Source organism: Erwinia typographi (assembly GCF_000773975.1).
Classification (GTDB): Bacteria; Pseudomonadota; Gammaproteobacteria; order Enterobacterales; family Enterobacteriaceae; genus Erwinia; species Erwinia typographi.
Genome location: NZ_JRUQ01000039.1, coordinates 70248 through 90106, shown reverse-complemented (window position 1 = coordinate 90106; position 19859 = coordinate 70248). Strand labels below are relative to the sequence as shown.

Here is a 19859-nt window from a genome sequence, read left to right as displayed (position 1 = left end):
GGCAGATAACATTCGTGTCAGCTACGGTGCTTTATAAGCAACGGCAGCGCTGGCTGACAGAAATGTCAGCCAGCCGTCAGCCTGGCGACCTGATAACTGGCATAAACTACCTGGCGCGGCGACGGATTACGTGATTAATTGACGACTGGTGCTGAATAACGGAGGAAGCCATGCGATTACTGTTGGTTGAGGATGAAGAGAAAACCTCGTCATACGTTAACCGTGCGTTAAGCGAACTTGGCTACACTGTTGACGTCGCCAGCGATGGTATTGAAGGACTGCATCTGGCGGTACAGCAGGACTACGATGCGGTGATCCTCGACGTGATGCTGCCGGGTAAAGATGGCTATGCGGTGCTGGAAGGTCTGCGCGCCAGTAAGCAGACGCCGGTACTGATGCTGTCGGCGCGCGGGTCGGTAGATGAACGCGTTAAAGGGCTGCGGCGCGGCGCGGATGACTATCTGCCTAAACCTTTCTCGCTAATCGAACTGGTCGCGCGCATTCAGGCGCTGCTACGTCGCCGCAGCAGCGACGGCGTTGACGTTACCCAGCTACAGATTAACGATCTGCACGTCGACCTGCTGGCGCGCAGGGTGATCCGGGGCGGCGACCGCATCGATCTGACCGCCAAAGAGTTCGCGCTGCTTAGCCTGCTGGCTCGCCATCAGGGAGAGATCCTGTCAAAAATGATGATTGCCGAACAGGTATGGGACATGAACTTTGAAAGCGATGCCAACGTGGTAGAGGTGGCGATTAAAAGGCTGCGCGCCAAGATCGATGCGCCCTACCCGCTAAAATTGCTGCATACGGTACGCGGCATGGGGTACGTGCTGGAAGCGCGCGCCCACGACGATAACGCCCTGCGGCTCCGCACCCAATGAAAATATCCATTTCCACCCGTATGGCGCTGATGTTTGCCGTGACCATGGCCCTGCTAATGCTGGCGTTAGCTATGGTGATGCGCGGCTCGCTGCTGACCTCGTTGCAAAATCAGATGCACAAGGAACTGCACTTTCGCCATTCGCTGATCGCGCCGTTTATCGCCAGTAAAGGCACCGTGCACGACTGGCCGATGGTACAACAAAAGCTCAACAATATGTCCAGCAGCGAAGGGGGAATGGTAAAGCACTGGGTTATCAGTCGCGATCCGCGCTATCGCATTGGCACGCCGCCACCGACCAGCAAAAACCTGGCCACGTTAACGGACGGCTTCGCCAGCACGCCCAATCCACAAGGCGACTACCCGCTTTATATTCTGATTTCCACTCTCCCGGCGCTGGGCGATCGCCCATCCATACGCTATGTGGTGGCGATGGACTCCACGCCCTATATGGATACGCTGCGCGAGTTTACCCATGCACTGGCGCTGATCTCGCTACTAGCCGTCTCGCTGGCCGCCCTGCTGGGTTATTTGATTTCGCGCATCGGTATGCGCCCGGTGGTCAGCCTGAGTGAGCAGGCGCACCATCTGGTGCCCGGCCATGCCGGCCAGCGTCTGGACAGTGCCGCCCTGCCGTCGGAACTCCATAACCTGGCCGACTCCTTTAATGGCGTTCTGGCGCGGCAGGAAGTGGCGTGGTGCCAACTGGAGAGTTTCAACGCCGATGTCGCCCATGAGCTGCGCACCCCGCTAACCAACCTGATCGGCCAGACGCAGCTGGGGTTGGCGCGAGAACGTAGCGCGCATGAGCTGGAAGAGCTGTTGCAGTCGAATCTGGAAGAACTGGAACGCATGACCTCTATCGTCAACGACATGCTGTTCCTGTCACATGCTCAGGCAGGCCAGTACGCGACGGAGCTGAGCGATGTCTCGCTTCGCGAAGAAACGTTGAAAACCGCGGAATATGTCGAGCCTTCGTTTATTGAAAACAGTCTGACTATTGAAGTCGTTGGCGAGATCCGGGCGTATGTCGATCGACGCCTGTTTCACCGCGCGTTGGCCAACCTGCTGGAGAACAGTGCCCGCCATGCCTTAGCCGGGAGTACGGTCTGTATCCAGTTACAGCAGCAAAACGGCTTTGCCCGGGTAGCCGTCACCAATCGCGGTGAAGAGATTGCGCCGGAGCATCTGGCGCGGCTGTTCGAGCGCTTTTACCGGGTTGACTCTTCACGGGTACACAGTGACATGCATCACGGGCTGGGCTTGTCGATCGTACGAGCTATCGCGCTGATGCACCGGGGAGAGGTCTTTGTTAATAGCGCCAACGGGGTCAATACCTTTGGTTTTTTGCTTTCGCTAACGCCCCCCTCTTTCCTCGCCGATCGACCGATCGAACCTCATTCGCCGGAGTCCATTCAGGGCGCCATCAGTGAACTAACGCACTGAATATGCCCCCGCCCCGCCATCCATAAGTTCTGATTATTACTTCAAACAGACTGTCTTCTATCTTACTGACTGAGGGTGAGTTAAGTTCGACGACGCGCTGGTTACATCACTTAAACAAACATTTTTATGACAGCACGATCGGTCAGATTTTATTCACTTAGCCGCTGAGGGCCCTATGACAGCACTTGAAAATAAATTCAGAAAACTGGCTACGGATAATGCGCCAGGCCAGGAGGTTCGCCAGAATGACAGCAGCCTTGCCTCACTAACCCTCGGAGAAGCGTTACCCGGCATTCAGGTCGACTTTTCGCATGGCGATGTCGATGCATTTGAACCCACGCCGGGTTCGCTGGAGCGATTTGTCGAAGGGGTTCACATTGGCGGCAAGCGCGCTTATACAGAGTACCGCGGCGACAGCCAGATCCGTGAAAAGCTGGCCGTGCGGCTGGGGGATTTTACCGGCGCCTCGATTGCCAGCCACCAGCAGCTGATCCTGACGCCTGGCTCGCAGGGCGCGCTTTTTCTGGCTATCGCCACCACCACCTCTGCGGGTGACAAAGTCGCTATCGTGCAGCCTGATTACTTTGCCAACAGAAAACTGGTGGAGTTCTTCGACGGCGAGATAGTGCCGGTCAGCATGGACTATCTGGCGAACGACAAAAGTGCCGGGCTGGACCTCAGCCAGCTGGAAGACGCCTTTAAAGCGGGTGCCAAAGTGTTCGTCTTTTCCAATCCCAACAACCCCGCCGGCGTCGTTTATTCTGCCGAAGAGATTGCTATCATCGCCCAACTTGCAGAGCGCTATGGCGTAACGGTGATTGTCGACCAGCTCTATTCCCGCCTGCTCTACAGCAACGAAAGCTATACCCATCTGTGCGCGCAGCCGGTAATACCTGAGAATCTGATCACCATTATGGGACCGTCAAAGACCGAATCACTCAGTGGCTATCGTCTTGGCGTCGCTTTCGGATCGGCTCACATTATCAATCGCATGGAGAAACTTCAGGCCATCGTTTCGCTGCGCGCTGGCGGTTACAGTCAGTCGGTGCTGCAAGGCTGGTTTAGCGAACCCGCGGGCTGGATGGAAGAGCGTATTCGCCTGCACCAGGCCATTCGCGACGACCTGATTAACGCGTTTAGCGCCATCGACGGGGTCGCCATCCGCTGCCCGCAGGCTGGCAGCTATCTGTTCCCCCGCTTACCTGAGCTGCGTCTGAGGTCGGAGGACTTTGTGCGGGTTCTACGCCATCAGGCCAATGTCATTGTCACCCCCGGGACCGAATTCAGCCCTCATGCAACCCAAAGCGTACGGCTTAACTTCTCGCAGGATCATCAGGCGGCAATTAAAGCGGTAGAAAGAATGGCAACCCTGATTGGACGCTACCGGAAATGAACACTATCCCCCTTCCCCAGGGCAACTACCGCCCGGCGAAACGCCATGCCGATATTATCTATACAGCAGGGATGACGCCACGCCGCGAGGGCGTACTGATTCAGCATGGCCCGGTAGCTAACGATGTTCCTTTGTCAGAGTATCGCGAGGCGGTGATGCTGGCGTGCGCTAACGCCATAGCGGCGGCGCATTCACTGCTGATGCCGGACGAGATCGTGGCTGACGTGCTTTCAATGACCGTGTTTATTGCCAGCCGCAGCGACTTCACGGCACATGCGCAGCTGGCGGATTATGCCTCGGATTATCTGCTGGAAAGGTACGGCAGCGCGGGTATTGGCGCCCGTGCGGCGGTCGGCGTCATCTCGCTGCCGGGCAGCTCGCCGGTGGAGATCCAACTGGTGGTTGCGGCAGGTAAAGCGTCGCCCTGAACAGGGCAACGTGAAGCCGCATCAGCGCCGCTTTATGCCAGCGTCGGGATCGGCAATGACCTCATTGAACCGTGGTCGTGACGCATACGGAGCTTCAGGGTATATTCCGCCAGGATATTAAGTAAAGTCTGCTTCACCGCCTGAGACGGAAGCGACAGCGACAGCGACTTAGACTCACACAGCGCGAGCGTCGTCACCATCACCGGCTGGATGCGAGCGCAGTGCAGGCGAGGAGAATTATCGCACAGGTGGATAGCCACGGAGGCAGGCAGGATGGTTGAGGCGATGCCTGCATCAAGCGCCTGATTTAGCGTCAGATGCGTTGAAATTTCCGCCACCACCCGTGGCGTGCTGCCAAGGCTGATAAAGGCATCATCCACGGTTTTTCTGATAAAGTGATTGCGGTTGGGTAAGATCAGCTCTTGATCCAGCACATCCTGCAAATTCAATTGTTTCTCACAGGCAATCGGCTGGTCGCTGACGAAATACATCTCTTCTTCTAATAAAGGCGTGAAATGAATCCCGTGCGGCATATTGCTGCCGTACAGGCTGGTTCCCAGCAACGCCAAATCAATAGTGCCATTCATCACCAGCTCGCTCTGGCGCACCCCGGAATTCTGATTAAGGTTAAGTGAAATCCCCGGATAATTTTCCCGCACCGCTTTGAGCAGTGGAATAGCAAGCTGTTCGGCTATTGTGCACTGTGAAAGACCGACGCTGACGCTGCCGGATAAATTCTGCCCTGCGGTCTGCACCTCCATATGCGCCTGCTCGCACAGCCGTAATATAAGCTGAGCTTTTCGATAAAGGACTTTCCCCGCTTCCGTAGGCTTTACGCCCCGCTTATTACGGATTAACAGCGTTTGCTTTAATTCATGTTCTAAAACAGAGAGTTGCTGGCTTAACGCTGGCTGGGCGACGAATAAAACTTCTGCCGCCTGGGTCAGGCTGCCAATTTCAATGCTTTTGACAAAATACTGTAGGCGTCGAAGATTCATAATTTATTTGTCTGAATACAAAGAGTTGAAAACCCGAATGGAGAGATATGATGCAGGATATATGCCACTCTTATGAATGAGGGCTCTTTTTTCTGGTAACGTTCTAATCCAGATTCAGTTTTCTATAAACACCGTTTATTACCTCAGAGAGGATGTGTCTTATCGTGCACCACTACGGAGCGATATATTCAACCCTAATCCACTCCCTCCCCCAGTTTGCGTATAAACGGAGAAAGAAAATATATGGATCAACAACGAATTAAGGCCTTGATTGATTTGATGGCAGCCAGCGACCTGGTAGAGCTTAAATTCAGTGAGAATGACTGCACGCTTGAGCTGCTCAGGGAGACCTCTCTGTCTGGTGAGAGAGAACCAGCTGTACCCGACGCGACGGCATTATCAGCCTCGTCAGCGCCATTCCCGCAGGTTAGCGACAGCCATACCCAATGTGCCCCGTTTTATGGGGTGCTCCATTTGACGCCCGCCCCCGGCAAACCGCCGTTTGTACAAGCTGGCGATCGCGTTGAAAAAGGGCAAACGCTGGGGCTGCTGGAAGCGATGAAAATGTTCCACCCGCTTGAAGCGGAGTGCAGCGGCAGGCTCCAGGCGATTCTGGTGAATGCCGGCGAAGACGTCGATGCTGAGCAGCCGCTGTTCCGCATTGCAAACGCTGACGACGCTGCCGGGGGTGAATAATGTTTAAGCGCGTACTGATCGCTAACCGTGGCGAAATTGCTTTGCGCGTTCTGCGTGCCTGTCAGGGGCTTGGGCTTGAAACCGTCGTGGTCTGTTCAGAGGCGGATAAGGACACCGAATTTTTGCGTCTGGCAGATGTGTCGGTATGCATCGGTCCTGCGCCTTTAGCAGGCAGCTATATGAACCCGGCGGCTCTGCTGCTCGCCGCCAGAGCTACCCAGGCCGACGCCATTCATCCGGGCTATGGATTCCTCTCCGAGAACGCTGAGTTTGCTGAACAGGTGGCCACCGCTGGATTAACCTTCATCGGGCCATCGCCTGACTGCCTGCGAACCATGGGAGATAAAATCGCCGCCAGACACGCCATGCTAAACGCAGGTATGCCCTGCGTTCCGGGTTATGACGGCGTGCTGCCCGATGATGACCATGAGCTGGCTGAAAAAGTCTCATCCATTGGCTACCCGCTGCTGATCAAAGCGGCGGGCGGCGGCGGCGGACGCGGTATGCGCGTGGTGGAAAATCGCGAGGCGCTCAGTAGCGCCATCAGCCTGACGCAGCAGGAAGCACGTCATGCCTTTAATAACGATCGGGTTTATATCGAAAAATATCTCGGCCATCCGCGTCACGTCGAGATTCAGGTACTTTGCGACAGCCATGGCCAGGCACTATGGCTCGGTAGCCGCGACTGCTCCCTGCAACGACGTCACCAGAAGGTGCTGGAAGAAGCGCCCGCGCCGGGTATCGATCCGGCGCTGATAGCCGAAATTGGCCAGCGCTGCGTTAAGGCCTGCCTGGATATCGGCTACTGCGGCGTCGGCACCTTTGAATTTCTCTATCAGGATGGCGCGTTCTATTTCATTGAAATGAACACCCGACTCCAGGTGGAACATCCCGTCACCGAGATGACTACCGGCATCGATATTGTTCAGCAGCAGATCCTCGTCGCCGGGGGTGAAAAACTGCAATTAACCCAGGACGCGATCAAAAGTAGCGGCCACGCCATTGAATGCCGCATCAACGCGGAAGACCCTGCCACCTTCATGCCAGCGCCAGGCATCATCCGCCGCTGGACGGCGCCAGCAGGCAGCGGCGTCCGCGTCGACACTCATGTCAGCAGCGGGTTTCGCGTATCGCCCTATTACGATTCGATGATCGCCAAGGTAATTACCTTCGGTGCAGATCGCGATGAGGCGCTCAGCCGTATGCGCCTGGCGTTGAGCACGCTACGCGCGGAAGGCATCACCACCACCGTTCCCCTGCACCAGCAAATCCTTATCGAGCCTGAGTTTTGTCAAGGCGGGGTAGATATTCATCATCTCGAACGCTGGCTGGCTGAAAAATCAGCGCGTGCGGAATCCCTTTAACCTGTATCGGAGGCTCGATGGAAATTTCTGATTTGCGACTCATGCTGGGCTGGATGCAGCAGACGCAGCTAACCCAGCTAACCCTGACGCTGCCGGACAGCCATCTGTTGCTGCGGCGGCGTCCAACAGGCCCAGTCCCCCGCTCTCACCAGCAGGACGGTGCATCAGTCGCCGTCACGCAGCAGCAGCAGGCGGTCAAAGCGCTCAACGTCGGCACGTTCCTGCCGTTTCATCCCTCTCACTCCACGCCCCCCGTCGCGGCTGGCACGGAGGTTCATGAGGGGGATATGGTGGCATTCCTGCGCGTTGACGCATTACTCCTGCCCGTTCTGGCTACCGGCAGCGGCATTCTGAGTGAACCTCAGGTAAAGACGGGCGAACTGGTGGGCTACGGCATGACCCTCTTCACCATCAGGGGACCTGACGGGCTGTCGGTTTAATACAGCGTCGGTGGGCTGCCGCTCAGCGGCCGCCATGTCATATCACTGTTTACAACAGGAAATGATCAATGAGCACGCATTTTGATTTACGCCCGATTCTCACGGGTGAATACGGTAAGCAGATACTGCATGGCTTAGAAACAACGCTACAGCTGGCGGTGACCACCTGGATTCTGGCGATCGTGCTGGCGATGATCCTGGTCTCCGTCCGCTTAAGCGGCAGCGCATTCGGCCGTCGCCTGGTGGCGGGCTATGTTGCTTATCATCGCAATGTGCCGACGCTGGTGCAGCTGATGCTGTGGTATTTCGCAATCCCTTCATTGCTGCCTGAGGCATTGCAGGCATGGCTTGCCGACTTTGGCTATGAATTTATCTTCGCCGTTATCGCGCTGAGTTTGTGTGAAGCCGCCTTCTTCTCTGAAGACCTGCGCAGTGGACTGAGGGCGGTGCCCGAGGGGCAAATGGAAGCGTCACGGGCGCTGGGCATGGGCTATATCCGCGCGGTACATAATGTGGTCATGCCCCAGGCGATCCGTAACTGCCTGCCTTCCCTGATTAATCACACCGTCACCCTGTTTAAGAACACCAGCCTGGCGATGGCGATTGGCCTGAGCGAGCTGACCTATGCCACGCGTGAAGTCGAGAACTACACCTATCGCACCTTTGAAGTCTACCTGGTTGCGACGGTGGTTTATCTGCTGATCTCACTTGCCATGATGGGGGCAGGTGCTTTGCTGGCCCGCCGTTACCGAATTGAAAACGCGGGATAACACACTATGTTTGATTTCTTTGACATTATACGCAACAACTGGGAACTGTTTTTAATCGGTCAGTACCCTCATGGTCCGCTCGGCGGCCTGGCCTGTACCTTAATCCTCTCGGTACTGGCCTTACTGATCGCCTTTCCGGTCGGCATTGCGCTGGCTACCGCGCGCATTTCCCACTACCGCTGGCTACGTTACCCGCTGACCTGTTGGGTATACATAGTCCGCGGCGTGCCGCTGATCATGTTTATTTTCTGGACCTATTTTCTGGTGCCGTTGCTGATCGGACACAGCATTAGCGCCTTCGTCACCATGCTCTGCACGCTGGTGCTCTATCAGAGCGCCTATCTGAGCGAGGTGATCAGGGGAGGATTGGAGGCGATACCAAAAGGCCAGAGCGAAGCCGCACGAGCACTGGGGATGGGGTATTTTCGCAACCTGTGGTACATCATTCTCCCTCAGGCGCTTTATAACTCGCTGCCGAGCATCGTCAGCCAGTTCATCAGCATCATTAAAGAAACCACCCTCGGCTATATTATTAATCTGCAGGAAATGACCTTTGCCGCTAATCAGGTGAACAACCAACTGCTGACCAAGCCTTTTCAGGTCTACGCCATCCTGGCGATAACTTACTTTATTCTTTGCTATGGCCTGACGCGAATAGCAGGCTCGCTTGAGAACCGCATTGAACGCAAGCGTCGCAGTAAGGGGGATATTGCTGCCGCTGCCCGGATGAGTTCCGCATCAGTGCGTGAACAGGGGTAATTACCCCTGTGGCGAGAGTAATTCGCGGTATTTTGCCGCATTACTGACGTAATTAGCGCTGGTTTCCTCCAGCGATCGCCACTGCTGTTCTGTCAGGGTACGGATGACCCTGGCGGGCGACCCCACCACCAGAGAATAATCAGGGATGATTTTTCCCTCGGTCACCAGGCTGCTGGCGCCAATCAGGCAGTGGTGCCCTATTCTGGCCCCGTTCAGCACCACCGCATTCATGCCAATCAGGCTGTAATCGCCAATCTCGCAACCGTGCAGCATGGCCTTGTGGCCCACGGTGACGCCGCGCCCCACGGTTAGAGGCGTGCCGGGGTCAGCGTGCAAAACAGCGCCATCCTGCACATTAGCATCGGCGCCGATAAAGATATGGTCGTTGTCTCCGCGAATCACCGCGTTGAACCACACGCTTGACCCGGCGGACAGCTTCACATTGCCGATCACGCTGGCGCTGGGCGCTACCCAGGCGTTGTCGTCAATCTCAACGCGGTAAGAACCTAACTGGTAGATCATGAGAACTCCTGCATGCGCTGCCGACCCTCGGCCGGCATATAAAGAAGTGAAGGTCTGATTGATGGCCTGAACGTTTACTTATCCGACGTTTTTTGGCTCAGCGGGATAGAAGGCAGTTTGGCGATCAGAATCAGCGCAATCACCGCCAACAGCGCCACAAACGCCAGGCTCATCGACATGGCATGAAGCAATGCCTGCCTGGCTAGCGGCAACAGCGTCTGATGGAGGGCATCAATGGGCTGCCCGCTGCGAATCAGCATCTGAGGATCATTATAAAGCATGATGTGCTGAACCTGCCCGGCACGGGTGAAGATCCTCGTCACATTAAACTGATAGAGGCTTTTCACCAGCGTTCCCATCACCGCCGTCGCGATTAAAGCCCCAACCAGCCGCAGGGATTTTTGCATGGCGGTCGCAATCCCCATATGCTGCGGCTGCGTTAGCGACTGGGTAAATAGCGTCAGGTTGATCAGGGTAAAACCCAACCCGCAGCCAGCGGTAAAGGTCAGCGCCAGCAGGCTGGAGAAACCTGCGCGCGTACCGATAAACGCAAAGCCCAGGCTCGCCAGCAACAGCAGGCTGACGCCGAGGAAGGGTAACAGTGAGGGGTTGGGAATACGCGTAACCAGCCGACCGTTAACTATCGCCCCGAGCGTCATGCACAGCGCCAGCGGCGTGATCAGCACGCCCGCGTCTGAGGCAGCAAAGCCGTAGCCCCCCTGAAACAGCAGCGGCAGGTAGATAAAGAAGGAGAACATCACGCCGCCGATCAGCAGGGCCAGATAATAAAGCTTACGCAGCGCGTGATGAGCAAACAGCGCCCCCGGCAGCAGCGGATCGCGCGCCCGCGGTTCCCACCAGCAGAGACCGACAGCCGAGATCGCCAGGATGCCTGCCAGGCCGCAAATCAGCTGGAGATGCCGCTCAGGCAGCCACTCCACCAGCAGCTGGAGGGAGATTAATGCCGCCGCAACCATCACCGCCCCCGGCCAGTCGACCCGCGGTTTGCCCCTGGCACGCGGCGGAAAATAGGGCAGGAATCGCCATGCAAAGAGCAGCGCGATAAACCCTAACGGAATATTCAGCCAGAAAACGTAGCGCCAGCCATAGTGGCTGCTGACATACCCGCCAAGAGCCGGGCCTGCGGCATTCGCCACGCTGGAAACCACGCTAAGAATAATTTGCCAGCGCAGACGACGATGGGTGTCGGGAAAAAGCTCAGGGATACAGGCGAAGGCGCTACCAATCACCATCCCTCCGCCAATCCCCTGTAGCCCCCTGGCAAACACCAGTTCCAGCATCTCGCGGGCCAGGCCGCACCAGACCGAGCCAAGGGTAAAAATCAGCGTGGAGGCCAGGACAAAGGGCTTTCGCCCGTAGTAATCCCCAAGTCGGCCGGTGATGGGGATCGCCACCATGCTGGCCAGCAGATAACTGGTGGCCACCCAGGCATACAAATCAAAATCTTTCAGGTCGTTCACGATACTGGGCAGCGCATTGCCCACTATCGTCTGTTCCAGTGAAGAAAGCAGCATCACCAGCGAAATGCCGCACATCGCCAACAGAGAGGCTCTGAAGTCACGCGGCTGGCCATCGTGCAGCGCAAGTGAGGGTGTAGATTCCGCCATGATGCTGCCCCTCTATTGCAATGCTGACAGGGCGCTGGCGATGCGGGAAAAGCCCGTCTCAATATTTTGCATTGATGTCGCAATGGAGGCGCGGAAATAGGGAGAAAGTCCGTAGGCAGAGCCGGGAACCAGCGCCACGTTGGCTTTTTCAAGCAGATAGAGCACCACGTCATTGTCCGTTTCCAGCAGCGTTCCGCTGGCCGTGCGCTTGCCGATCACTTCGGCACAGTTGATATAGAGATAGAACGCGCCGTCGGGCGGCAGGCAGGACAAACCCTCAATCGCATTGATCAGCTGAATAGCGCTGTCGCGACGCTGAGCATAGATTTCCCGGTTATGGGCAAGCACCGACTGATCGCCCGAGTAGGCGGCGATAGCCGCAGCCTGACTGATGGAACAGGTTGCGCCAGCCGTCTGTGATTTCATGGTGGCGATCGCCTTGATCAGATCGGCTGGCCCGGCAATAAAACCGATGCGCCATCCGGTCATGGCATAACTTTTAGAGACGCCGTTAACGATCAGCGTTCGGTCGCGTAACTGTGGTTCCACCGCCACAATATTCGGGTTCTCAAGGGAACCGTAGCGAATGTGCTCGTAAATTTCGTCGGTCATGACCATCACCTGCGGATGTCGCAGCAGGACCTGCGCCAGCGCCCGATAGTCCTCAGCGGTGTAGCAGGCTCCCGTCGGATTACTGGGAGAGTTGATCAGCAGCCAGCGCGTCCTTGGGGTAATAGCGCTTTCCAGCGCTTCCGGCGTCAGCTTGAAACCGGCAGACTCCGGGCAGGGCACCACCACGGGCTTGCCCTCGCACAGTTTCACCATATCCGGGTAGGAGACCCAGTAAGGCGCGGGAATAATCACCTCATCGTCCTTATTGAGCGTGGCCCCTAATGCCAGAAACACCGCCCCTTTCGCACCATGCGTGACGATGATTTCGTTCAGCGCATAGCTCACGCCATTTTCAGTCTGGAGTTTCTGCGCAATCGCCTCACGCAGCGCGACTGTGCCGGAGTTATGCGTATAGCGGGTATCGCCCTGCTCCATCGCCTCCCACGCGGCCTGGCGAATATGCTGCGGCGTATCAAAATCAGGTTCACCCACCACCAGGCTGATAACCGGGCTACCCTGACGCTTCAACTCCAGAGCGCGGTCGGCGGCGGCGCCACTGGGGGATTGCTTAATTTGCTGAATTCGTTGTGCAATACGGGAATTACTCATAGCCTTCTCCATCTGTTTTTGCTTTTACGATGACCTGACCACTGCACGCAGGCGCTACAGCACACCCTTCTCTTTCAGTGCGGTAATTTGCTCCGGCGAATAGCCGATGTCGGACAAAATATCGTGGTTGTGCGCGCCGCGATCGGGCGCGACCGTACGCATCTGGCTCGGTGTGCGGTTGAGAATAAAGGGCTGGCCGACGACCTCCACATCACCAAGCCTTGGATGATGCAAAGGTTGCGCGATGCCAAGGTGCTGAACCTGGGGATCGGCAAAGACCTCATCAATGCTGTTAATCGGACCGGCTGCCACCGAATCTTTCTCAAACAGGGCGATCCATTCCGCGCGGGTACGGGTACGGGTGATAGCTGACAGGATGGTATTCAGCGCGACCCGGTTTTCTGAACGCAGCGATTCGGAGCAGAAGTCGGGATGCTCCATCAAATCCATTCGCTGCAGAGAGGCGCACAGACGCCGGAACATCGCCTGTTCGCCTGCGGCGATGGTGATATAGCCATCTGAAGTGGGATAAACGCCGGTAGGAATGGAAGTCGGATGATCGTTGCCGGGCTGCTGTGGGATCTCCTGCAAAAAGAGCCAGCGCGCGGCCTGAAAATCAAGCATCGACACCATCGTCTGTAGCAGGGAAACCTGGACCCACTGGCCGCGACCGGAAGTCTGGCGTTCCAGCAGCGCCGTCATGATGGCGATGGCACAGTACATCCCCGCGCCGACATCAGCCACGGCAAACCCGGCACGCATCGGGCCGTGGCTTGCATCGCCGTTCAGGGACATCAGTCCGCCCATTCCCTGTACGATGTGATCGAAACCCGGACGTTTCGCATAGGGCCCATCCTGACCAAAACCTGAAATGCTGGCATAAACAATGCGCGGGTTAATCTCAGCCAGCGTTTCGTAGTCAATGCCAAGGCGGAATTTAACGTCGGGGCGAAAGTTCTCAACCACCACATCCGCTTCTGCGACTAATTTATAAAAAATGGCTATACCTTCGGGATCTTTTAAATTAATGGCCAGCGATCTTTTATTACGGTGGAGATTCTGAAAATCTGGCCCGTCACGTAATCCTCCCCAGCCGTCGCTGACCTCCATATATTCAGGGCTTTCAATTTTAATAACGTCAGCCCCCCAGTCAGCAAATTGACGGACGCAGGCCGGTCCTGCCCGAACGCGGGTTAAATCCAGTACTTTAATTGCCGCCAGCGGCCCCTGGCGATTGGCTTTCTCAGTCACGGCCTATTCTCCCCTGAACTGTGGAAGCCGTTTTTCAGCAAATGCTGCCCGGCCTTCCTGGTAATCTGCACTCTTGAAGCAGGCATCAATTAATTTTTGCGCGGCGGACATATCGCGCTCACTTTCGTCTTTTTCCAGCTCAATAAACGCCCGTTTAATGGCGGCCAGCGTCATTGGCGCATTCTGCGCCACCTTCATCGCATATTCGTTAACGTACTGTTCAAAGTTTTCGCCGGACACCACGTTATGCACCAGCCCCATCTTTAACGCTTCCTGCGCGTTGTAATGACGGCCGGTGAAGAAAATGTCGCGACCATACATGGGGCCGACAATGCGGTTGAGCCGGATTTGACCTTCATAGCCGTAACCCAGCCCCAGCCGGGCGGCGGGAATAGCAAAGACGCCGTTATCAGCGCACAGGCGAATATCGCAGCTGGTGGCAAAATCCAGGCCGCCGCCGATGCAATAACCCTTAATCATTGCAATGGTAGGTTTAGAGCAATAATAGAATGCATTGTAGGCGGCTTCATTAATCAGATGGTATTGGTGATTTTGCTCGGGATTATTTCTGACTTCGCCAAAAGAGGAAATATTCGAGCCTGCGGCAAAGGCACGTTCCCCCGCGCCCCGTAAAATAATGACGCGTATATCCTTATTGTCTTCAAAGCTGGCGACAATTTCAGGTACGGCGCGCGCCATATCAATAGAAATGGCATTATGCTTAGCCGGGTCGTTAAAGGAAATCCAGCCAATTGGACCAGTCACCCTGGAGATAATTTTCGATGTTTCCGTAGTCATATTCACCTCTTTATTTATCTCCGCCGGATACACAGCAGAGATGCGTGAATGAAACGCAGCTTTATCAGCCGCGTTTACTTTTCAGCAAACTTACAATCTGTCGACGTTAATAAGTGAGCCAGGCAGTAACCTCGCTCACCCATTATTATCAGGGAAGTGGTTTAAAATTAATGTCCGACATTTTCTGGACTTTGTCCTTGCGGACCATATTGTAGGTCGTGCCTGCGCCAATCCATTTATCCCAGATTTTATTCAGCGTCCCATCGCTTTCGAGTTCAAAAAGAATGCTGTTTATTTTGTCGTACATTTTCGGTTCGCCATAACGCATTCCTACGCTAACGGGCTCCAGCGCCATCGGCTCAGCAATCATCTTCAGCTCAACGCCGCTTTTCTTCGCCCGCTGAATAAACTGCTTAGCGGTCATTTCGTTATTCACAAAGCCAACCGTTTTGTGCTGAATCGCGGCGATATAGGCCGAGGCGGCATCTTCAAAGGTCACTGGCTTTGCGCCTTGCAGGCGGATCGCCAGTTCCGATGTCGACCCTTTGCTGGCGCCAATGCGCTGGCCCTTAAATTCAGCGAGCGTATTTTTCGGGTTGCTCGCTAACACCACCAGCATTTCCCGGGTGACGTAATAGGGATCGCTGAAGTGAATCTCCTTACCCCGGGAAACGGTGTAGGCAAGGTTCATAATGCCGATATCCACATGCCCCAGCTTAATCTCCGGGACTTTCGCTTCGGTAGAGACCGGTTTGATGGTCACCGCCACGCCTAACTTCGCGGCGATGGCGCGGCATAAATCCACATCGTGCCCAATCTGCGCGCGAGTCTCAGGATCGGGATAGCCAAACGGCGGCGTGCTGGACTGCACGCCGCATACCATCGTTTTTTTCGCCAGCACGTCATCTAACTGCTCGGCATGGGCAGCCAGTGGCACAAGATGACTGACCAACAGCAGTGCTGTGAGTGTTCGTATACGCATGACCATTCCCCTTAACCCAGAGTGGAAGACAATTTTGATAAAGGAACCACTTTTCCGCCCAGGCGGATGACTTCTTCTCTGATAGCACGAGCCAACTCAACGGCACCGGCATTGTCCCCATGAACCAGAATGGATCGCGCAGGGATAGTAATAGTGTTGCCTGCAATAGTCTTAGCGGTGCCTTCATGCAGGAACTGACTGACGCGCTGCATCACTTTCTGATTATCGTGAATCACCGCGCCCGGCAGCTTTCGTGATACCAGTAATCCCTGCTCGTCATACTCACGGTCAGCATGAAAAACAGTTTCAACCTTAATGCCGCCGCATCTGGCCGCCGCGTTGCGAATACAGGGGCTGAGCGAAGACTTGATCACCAGCTCAGGATTGAAGGCAGCCACCGCGGCGACCAGCGGAGTAGCTAGCTCTTCATCTTCAGCGATCATATTGCCCAGCGCGCCATGAAAGCTCATCAGCCTGATCGGATGACCAATCATCTCCGCCATGCCCGAAATGGCGGCAAGCTGATACAGCACCAGGTCACATAAAGTCTGGGGATCGATCATCATCCGACGGCGGCCAAAGCCAACCAGGTCAGGAAACCCTACGTGCGCGCCAGCATCAATGCCCAGCTCTTTTGCGCGCAACAGCGTATTGCGCATGATCGAGGGGTCGCCCGCATGAAATCCGCAGGCAATATTGGCTGAAGAGATCAGTTGCATTAACTGCTCGTCCTCGCCCATTTTCCATGGACCAAATCCTTCACCGAGATCGGCATTAATATCGACTTCTAACATGGTTCTTTCCCCGTCAGCGTTATGCCGTTTTGCGGGATATCTGGTGAAGGGTCACCATCTCCCGTACCTGTTTCAAATACCCCTGAACCGCTTCCAGAGCCGCCAGGCCCTGCTCATAATTCGTCTCAATAAAGCGCACGGATTTGCCAATCGGTATCTGGCTTAACCGCCAGATATCCGCTTCAATCACCGCGCCAATCTTGGGATAGCCTCCCATCGGCTGAGCATCGCGCATCTGAATAATCGGCTGCCCGCCGTGAGGAACCTGGATCACTCCCGGCACAATACCGTGAGAGCGCATTTCCAGCGGCTTCTCCGGCAGCAGCGGCGTGCCTTCCAGCCGGAAGCCATAGCGGTTGCTCTGCGAGGTGATCTTCCAGGGTTCCTGCCACAGCGCCTGACGACACGCCGGCGGAAACAGCGGATATTCAGCGGCGGGAATAACCCGGACCGCTGGCTGATTATCTTTCAGTAACGGCAATATCTCGTCTGGCGGCACGATGCCGAAGTCACCGGCTCCCCGGTCTGTGTCCTGATGCAGCGGCAGCCGATCGCCCCGCTGGAGCATTCGCCCTTCCATGCCGCCAAAGGCGCCGCGTAACTGGGTACTGCGCGATCCCAGCACCTTATCAACCTGAATCCCTCCGGCCACGGTCAGATAGGCCCGCACGCCTGAGCGAGGGCGGCGTAACGTTAGCGTTTGTCCAGCCAGCGCGCGCGCAGTCCACCAGGGCAACAGCGGTTTTTGCTCCAGGCTGGCCTGCGTATCCGCGCCGGTAACAGCAAAGGTGCAGGTCTGGTGAAAGCGGATCGTAAAGGGGAAAAACGGAATCTCTATGCCCGCCGCGTTGGGATCGTTGCCCACCATCATGTTGCCAATGCTCAGCGCCGGTTTGTCCATTACGCCGGACATCCCGACGCCCTGATGTAATTGACCATAGCGGCCAAGATCCTGGACACTGCTCAGGCGAGTTTCTGAGATAATCTCAATCATCGGATCACCTTTTCCGGGCAGAAGCGAATTTTATCTCCCGGCCGCATCAGGGCAGGCGGAGAAGCGGTGTAATCAAAGAACGCTTTGTGCGTCAGCCCAATCTGATTCCAGCCGCTTGGTCCGGCGGAGGCTGAAACACTGGTTTGCGACCCGCCGATAGCCACCGATCCGAGCGGATTATCCAGAATGGGAACCTTACGTCGCGGGGTGGTAAGTCGCCGATCCAGCCCCTCCAGATAGCAGTGACCGGGATGGCTTCCAAGACCAAAAACGGTATAGAGAGGCGTGCTGTGCAGCTCGACGACGCTCTCAACGCTCAGTCCGGTGTGTTCACAGACATGTTCCATCCGTGGGCCAAACTCGCCGCCGTAGTCGACGCGAAGCTCAACAATTTTGCCTTCTAACTGGAGGTATTCGTTTTTGTTCCACTCGTTCAGCAGCTTTTCACGCAGAGAGTCAATTTGCCGGGGCGGAGTATCAGAAAAGAACAGCAGCAAATTATTCAGACAAGGCACCGCTTCACGGATCTCTTTCCAGCCTGAGGCCGCCATGCTGAGTGCCCAGATGCGCTGCTGCTGGGCTAGCGTTGTTACCCCACCCGCATCAAACAGCAGTGCGCTGGTGCCCAGGCAACTAATTACGGGACAATCGTTCATGACTCAGAACTCCGAATGGCGTTGATAGCACCAGACTAATGTTCTGAGTCTTAAGAAAAAAATATTCATGCACTATGTTGTGATAACCAGCGCTTATAAGAATTTCTCACGGCGTGGCGGTAAGCGGCAAACGGACGCCCACTACTATAATTGCTGTTTATGTCATCAAAATCATCCTGTCTTATGCACTCAGTGCCTGTCCCGCTACAGTCAAAATTCAGGGTGTTCTGAGTGATGTCTCACTGGCGTCCGGCGCCAATTTTTAGTTGGCTTGGTTCAGTTCAGATTAGGGAGTGAGTATGACCCCGTTTATTATTTTTAATCAGGTCAGTAAATGGTACGGCGAGTACCCTGCGCTAAAAGAACTGAATGGCGAGATTAAAAAAGGGGAAGTGGTGGTGATATGCGGGCCTTCCGGCTCGGGAAAATCAACGTTAATACGCACGGTGAATCGTCTTGAATCCATTCAGAAAGGGCAAATACTGTTTGATGGTCTGGATATTCATGGCACCAGCACCCGGCTCAACCAGCTGCGAACCCGAATAGGGTTTGTGTTCCAGAACTTCAATCTTTTTCCGCATCTTTCGGTGCTGGAAAATATTATGTTGTCCCCGGCTAAGGTGCTTGGCGTTAAGCGCGATGAGGTTCAGGCGCTCGCTGGCGAGCTGCTGGAGCGGGTGGGATTATCACACAAGGCCAATGCCTATCCCGGTCAGCTGTCGGGAGGGCAACAGCAGCGCGTCGCTATCGCCCGTGCGCTGGCGATGAAACCGCCGGTGATGCTGTTTGATGAGCCAACCTCCGCGCTAGACCCGGAGATGGTCGGTGAAGTGCTCAACGTGATGCGCGCCCTTGCCAGAGACGGTATGACCATGATCTGCGTGACGCATGAAATGAATTTTGCCAGGGAAGTCGCCGACACTATCTGGTTTATGGATGAAGGCAGGATCCTGGAAAAGGCAACGCCTGAGCACTTCTTTACTTCCCCCAGCCACTCGCGCGCCCGGCAATTCATCAGCGATCTGCGCAATCATTAGCGGCCCGGACGGGCGCTTGCGGTACCGGACGCACGCGTCAGGCCGTAGCGTGTTGCCTTCAGCCAGCCCAGTCAGACATAAAATGACTCAAATGGCGCGTCATCAGCTCTGAGGTCAGCGTCGTTTTCCCGGCGAGCATCGCTTCCAGAATCGGCTGGTGCTCTTCGGCTGATTTTACCAGCCCGCCGCTTTCGCGCAGCGCTTTCAGGCCATACTGACGCGACTGGTCGCGCAGATTTTCAACAATCGCCACCAGCGGCTCGTTCCCCAGCAGCGACAGCAGACCAAGATGAAACCGGTGGTCCATTTCCAGATACCCCGGAATGTTCCCCTCTTTGGCGTAAATAACCATATCCGCGGCGATCTTCATGAATTCGTCCTTGCGCACGGCGATGCGATCTTTCAGCGTGGCCAGTTTGACCATTGACGGCACTTCCAGCAGGACGCGCAGGTCGTAGACATTCTGCCGCTCTTTATCACTGAAATGCACCACGCGGAAACCACGATTGCGTACCGTTTCCATCAATCCCTGATTCACCAGGGTCAGCATCGCTTCACGCACCGGACTGTTAGACACCCCCAGCTCTTCCGCCAGCGCAGAGGCGGAGTAAATTTGCCCCGGAGCAAGGTCGCCAGAGATCAGCCGTAGCTTGAGAATAGAGAGCGCCTGATCGCGCAAATTTGATTGCCGTAAAACTTGATGTTCCTGTTCCATATAAACCTCAGACGCATACTGCAGTAGTCGATAACATGCTACATATTAATTCCGTTATCTGACTTTCTCAACAGTGATTCACTTTTC

The 19859-nt window shown here is 55.7% G+C and carries 21 protein-coding genes; 10 read left to right on the top strand and 11 right to left on the bottom strand.

Features of this window, described 5'->3' with window-relative positions:
- Positions 1-170 precede the first annotated feature (170 nt).
- The 4 genes from NG99_RS13195 to NG99_RS13180 all read left to right on the top strand — a co-directional run bounded on the left by NG99_RS13195 (position 171) and on the right by NG99_RS13180 (position 4147).
- Entirely contained in the window at positions 171-881 is a 711-nt protein-coding gene (locus NG99_RS13195; RefSeq protein ID WP_034893428.1) for a heavy metal response regulator transcription factor, read from the top strand.
- The gene (locus tag NG99_RS13190; RefSeq protein WP_052130699.1) at positions 878-2326 is read left to right on the top strand and encodes a heavy metal sensor histidine kinase; all 1449 of its coding nucleotides are present in this window, start codon (positions 878-880) and stop codon (positions 2324-2326) included. The genes NG99_RS13195 and NG99_RS13190 overlap by 4 nt, the downstream gene beginning before the upstream one ends.
- A 175-nt stretch (positions 2327-2501) precedes the next feature.
- A complete protein-coding gene (locus NG99_RS13185; protein WP_034893425.1) occupies positions 2502-3719 on the top strand; it encodes a pyridoxal phosphate-dependent aminotransferase in 1218 nt (405 codons plus the stop codon).
- Entirely contained in the window at positions 3716-4147 is a 432-nt protein-coding gene (locus tag NG99_RS13180; protein ID WP_034893422.1) for a RidA family protein, read from the top strand. Before NG99_RS13185 ends, NG99_RS13180 begins: the two co-directional genes overlap by 4 nt.
- Before the next feature lie 32 nt (positions 4148-4179).
- On the opposite strand, the gene nac is transcribed toward NG99_RS13180, so the two are convergent.
- Entirely contained in the window at positions 4180-5145 is a 966-nt protein-coding gene (gene nac, locus NG99_RS13175) for a nitrogen assimilation transcriptional regulator NAC (protein WP_072017594.1), read from the bottom strand.
- 243 nt (positions 5146-5388) lie between these two features.
- Here nac and NG99_RS13170 point away from each other — a divergent pair, with 243 nt between their 5' ends.
- The 5 genes from NG99_RS13170 (at position 5389) to NG99_RS13150 (ending at position 9174) form a co-directional block, all read left to right on the top strand.
- A complete protein-coding gene (locus NG99_RS13170) occupies positions 5389-5841 on the top strand; it encodes an acetyl-CoA carboxylase biotin carboxyl carrier protein (RefSeq protein WP_034893420.1) in 453 nt (150 codons plus the stop codon).
- Positions 5841-7205, top strand: coding sequence for an acetyl-CoA carboxylase biotin carboxylase subunit (gene accC, locus NG99_RS13165; protein ID WP_034893417.1), 1365 nt, complete (start codon positions 5841-5843; stop codon positions 7203-7205). Before NG99_RS13170 ends, accC begins: the two co-directional genes overlap by 1 nt.
- Before the next feature lie 17 nt (positions 7206-7222).
- Entirely contained in the window at positions 7223-7645 is a 423-nt protein-coding gene (locus NG99_RS27625) for a hypothetical protein (RefSeq protein ID WP_157032628.1), read from the top strand.
- 68 nt (positions 7646-7713) lie between these two features.
- On the top strand, positions 7714-8415 hold the full coding sequence (locus NG99_RS13155) for an amino acid ABC transporter permease (RefSeq protein ID WP_034893414.1): 702 nt from the start codon (positions 7714-7716) through the stop codon (positions 8413-8415).
- A 6-nt stretch (positions 8416-8421) separates the two neighbouring features.
- Positions 8422-9174, top strand: coding sequence for an amino acid ABC transporter permease (locus tag NG99_RS13150; protein WP_052130697.1), 753 nt, complete (start codon positions 8422-8424; stop codon positions 9172-9174).
- Here the strand turns inward: NG99_RS13150 and NG99_RS13145 are convergent, their stop codons facing one another.
- The 9 genes from NG99_RS13145 to pxpB form a co-directional block, all read right to left on the bottom strand.
- On the bottom strand, positions 9175-9696 hold the full coding sequence (locus NG99_RS13145) for a gamma carbonic anhydrase family protein (RefSeq protein ID WP_034893412.1): 522 nt from the start codon (positions 9694-9696) through the stop codon (positions 9175-9177).
- Positions 9697-9770: 74 nt separating this feature from the next.
- Positions 9771-11324: an MFS transporter gene (locus tag NG99_RS13140; protein ID WP_052130696.1), complete on the bottom strand. Its 1554-nt coding sequence runs from the start codon at positions 11322-11324 to the stop codon at positions 9771-9773.
- Between the two features lie 12 nt (positions 11325-11336).
- Positions 11337-12545, bottom strand: a complete 1209-nt coding sequence (locus tag NG99_RS13135) for an aspartate transaminase (RefSeq protein ID WP_034893409.1) — start codon at positions 12543-12545, stop codon at positions 11337-11339.
- Positions 12546-12599: 54 nt separating this feature from the next.
- Positions 12600-13796, bottom strand: a complete 1197-nt coding sequence (locus NG99_RS13130; protein WP_084110520.1) for a CaiB/BaiF CoA transferase family protein — start codon at positions 13794-13796, stop codon at positions 12600-12602.
- A gap of 3 nt (positions 13797-13799) precedes the next feature.
- Positions 13800-14594 (bottom strand): enoyl-CoA hydratase, encoded by a 795-nt coding sequence (locus NG99_RS13125; protein ID WP_034893406.1) that lies wholly within the window; start codon positions 14592-14594, stop codon positions 13800-13802.
- Between the two features lie 148 nt (positions 14595-14742).
- A complete protein-coding gene (locus NG99_RS13120; RefSeq protein WP_034893403.1) occupies positions 14743-15576 on the bottom strand; it encodes a transporter substrate-binding domain-containing protein in 834 nt (277 codons plus the stop codon).
- Positions 15577-15587: 11 nt separating this feature from the next.
- On the bottom strand, positions 15588-16370 hold the full coding sequence (locus NG99_RS13115; RefSeq protein WP_034893400.1) for a LamB/YcsF family protein: 783 nt from the start codon (positions 16368-16370) through the stop codon (positions 15588-15590).
- Positions 16371-16389: 19 nt separating this feature from the next.
- Complete coding sequence (locus tag NG99_RS13110; RefSeq protein ID WP_034893397.1) at positions 16390-17364, bottom strand: 5-oxoprolinase subunit C family protein; 975 nt, start codon at positions 17362-17364, stop codon at positions 16390-16392.
- Positions 17361-18020: a 5-oxoprolinase subunit PxpB gene (gene pxpB, locus NG99_RS13105; protein WP_034893394.1), complete on the bottom strand. Its 660-nt coding sequence runs from the start codon at positions 18018-18020 to the stop codon at positions 17361-17363. The genes NG99_RS13110 and pxpB overlap by 4 nt, the downstream gene beginning before the upstream one ends.
- Positions 18021-18319: 299 nt before the next feature.
- Here pxpB and NG99_RS13100 point away from each other — a divergent pair, with 299 nt between their 5' ends.
- Positions 18320-19057, top strand: a complete 738-nt coding sequence (locus NG99_RS13100) for an amino acid ABC transporter ATP-binding protein (protein ID WP_034893391.1) — start codon at positions 18320-18322, stop codon at positions 19055-19057.
- Positions 19058-19115: 58 nt separating this feature from the next.
- Here NG99_RS13100 and NG99_RS13095 read toward each other — a convergent pair whose 3' ends face one another.
- Complete coding sequence (locus tag NG99_RS13095; protein ID WP_034893388.1) at positions 19116-19772, bottom strand: GntR family transcriptional regulator; 657 nt, start codon at positions 19770-19772, stop codon at positions 19116-19118.
- Positions 19773-19859: the final 87 nt, after the last annotated feature.